This window comes from Psychrobacter sp. T6-1 (assembly GCF_052258445.1).
In genome coordinates this window covers 1-2,397 of the sequence record NZ_JBQQFC010000340.1, presented here as the reverse complement: position 1 = coordinate 2,397, position 2,397 = coordinate 1, and the positions used below count along the sequence as shown (strand labels likewise).

Below are 2,397 nucleotides of genomic sequence, written 5' to 3'. Positions count from 1 at the left end.
CCGCCGCCAGTCTTACCGACGACGCCTGCTGAATGACACTCGTCAATCATAATCATGGCATCATACTTTTGAGCCAACGCATAAATCTCATCCATTGGCGCTACATTACCATCCATTGAAAACACGGCATCGGTGACAATTAAACGAAAACGCTGGGCTTGCGCTGCCTGCAATTGCGCCTCCAAATCTTGCATATCGGCATTGGCATAGCGATAGCGTACCGCCTTGCACAGGCGCACCCCATCGATGATGGAGGCGTGATTTAACGAATCAGAAATAATGGCATCCTCGCCAGTTAGCAGGGGCTCAAAAGCACCGCCATTAGCATCAAAACAGGCGGCATAAAGAATCGTATCTTCGGTATTAAAAAACTTAGAAATCGTCGCCTCTAGTTGCTTGTGCAAATCTTGCGTACCACAAATAAAACGCACCGATGACATACCATACCCTGAGTCTTCAATGGCTTGGGTAGCCGCCTTTTTTATCTCAGGGTTATCAGATAATCCAAGGTAATTATTGGCACAGAAGTTCAGCACTTCACGGCCATCGGCGATCTTGATGAGCGCATCTTGCGGGGAGGTGATAACGCGCTCGGTTTTATACAGTCCTGCCGCGCGTATCTCGTCGATTTCTTGCTGTAGATGGGTTTGAAAGGCTTGATACATAACAATTCCTTTTTTAGTGTTTTAGCTGCCACTGCCTGAGGTAAATATTAGGACCGCTGCTAGCAATAATCTATTTAGACTCTTGTAGCTATTTTTTTCTCTTATCTAGATATTCTTACAAATATTGTAGTCCTAAATCATTGATTTTTGTCTATAAAAACCTCAACCACAAATGGACAGATATTGCGCAACCACCGTATCCATGCCTTGCTCTAGTGATTCAATGGTAAAGGCATGTCCAATCGACACCTCAGCAATATCGCCAAGCCTGAGCAAATCGGCTAAGTTCTCCAAATTCAAATCGTGACCGGCGTTGACGCGCATACCGTTTTGGCTGGCGAGGTTGATACAATCGCTAAAGCGCTGCTTGACCGCAGCAAAGTCGTCGTCATTGTTATCGTCGCTATGAGCGCGCGCCCATTCTTCGGTGTACATCTCTATCGTCTGTACGTCGCTCTCGATGACTGCTTTGATCTGCTCAATATCAGGGTCGATAAACACTGCGCAGCGTGTGCCGAACGCTTCAAGCTCATGACTAAGCTTAGATAGCATATCGCTATGCTTAATAATATCGAAACCATGATCGGAGGTCAGTTGATCTTCGCTATCGGGTACGAGGGTACATTGATGCGGTTTTACTTCGCGAATGAGTTTTAAAAATTGCTCGTTGGGATTGCCTTCGATATTGAATTCGATGTCTTTATAGTCTTTGAGATATTCGCTAATATCATAAACATCTTGATATCTGATATGCCGCTCATCGGGCCGTGGATGCACGGTAAAGCCCTTGACACCTAGATCAATCAGCTTTTGGGCAAAGTACAAAAGATTAGGATAATCGGTGCCGCGCGAGTTACGGATTAAAGCGAGTTTGTTTAAATTGACGCTAAATAGGGTGCTCATAGTGTTTCCTTTTTCGTTATAGTTATCTGATTATTAATCACTAAATGCTAATAAAAGTTGTCACGACCTGCGTACTTTTTATTGAGTGCTTTTAGGATAGCATAGGTCTCGACGTCCATCTGCCCTGTTGGATTTAGAGGACGAAAGTGTAATTGAAAGGCATAGATGACATCACGGCTAGGCTTATCCCACGCGTTTGTGGTATTGATCTGGTAGCCATACTCGCGAAAGGCTTGCTTGATCTCAGCTATCGTCGGCGTGGTCATAGCGATTTGTCTGATAAAATACTTTTTGTCGGCTTCATCGTACCAAGCGCCGATATCATACTGCTCGTATAACTGTTGCCAAGGGAACTTTGCGCCTGGATCTATCTTACGTGACGGCGCGATATCTGAGTGACCGACGATGTTTTTGGGTGAGATGCCATAGCGCCGCGTGATATCTTGCACCAGTTGTGCGACCTTTTTGATTTGTAAGTCGTCAAATGTGACAAAATGCTCGTACGGATGATAGTCCAGCTCGCCTGATTTTAGCGCGCCTCGATACTGCTGAGCGATGCCTGCATTAACAATCTCGATACCGATAGAAGTATCGTTGAGGATGGTTCGACCTGCAAAATAGCTGTTGCCTGCATGCCAAGCGCGCTCAGACTCTGGGACTAAGTTATAGATCTTGTCATCGCCTTGATCCAAGATTAAATAGTGGGCGCTGACTTGACCTGTGGTGAGGGTCTTTATTGAGCGCGCGTTGTCTGAGACAGTATAGTGCAGGACGATAGTTTTGATACGCTCGCTTTTGCCTTGCGATTGATAAGTATCGCTATCGACGC

Annotated in this window: 3 protein-coding genes; all 3 read right to left on the bottom strand. The window is 45.6% G+C overall.

The annotated features are described in order from the left end of the window. The coding region (locus ACTXGO_RS12515) for an aminotransferase class I/II-fold pyridoxal phosphate-dependent enzyme (RefSeq protein WP_443574767.1) at positions 1-665 on the bottom strand (665 nt) is incomplete at its 3' end. Positions 666-827: 162 nt separating this feature from the next. Continuing rightward, positions 828-1,568 carry a pyridoxine 5'-phosphate synthase gene (locus ACTXGO_RS12510; protein ID WP_443574766.1) on the bottom strand — a complete coding sequence of 247 codons (741 nt, stop codon included), beginning with the start codon at positions 1,566-1,568 and terminating at the stop codon, positions 828-830. A 47-nt stretch (positions 1,569-1,615) separates the two neighbouring features. Further along, positions 1,616-2,397: N-acetylmuramoyl-L-alanine amidase (locus ACTXGO_RS12505; RefSeq protein WP_443574765.1), on the bottom strand; the 782-nt coding region annotated here is incomplete at its 5' end.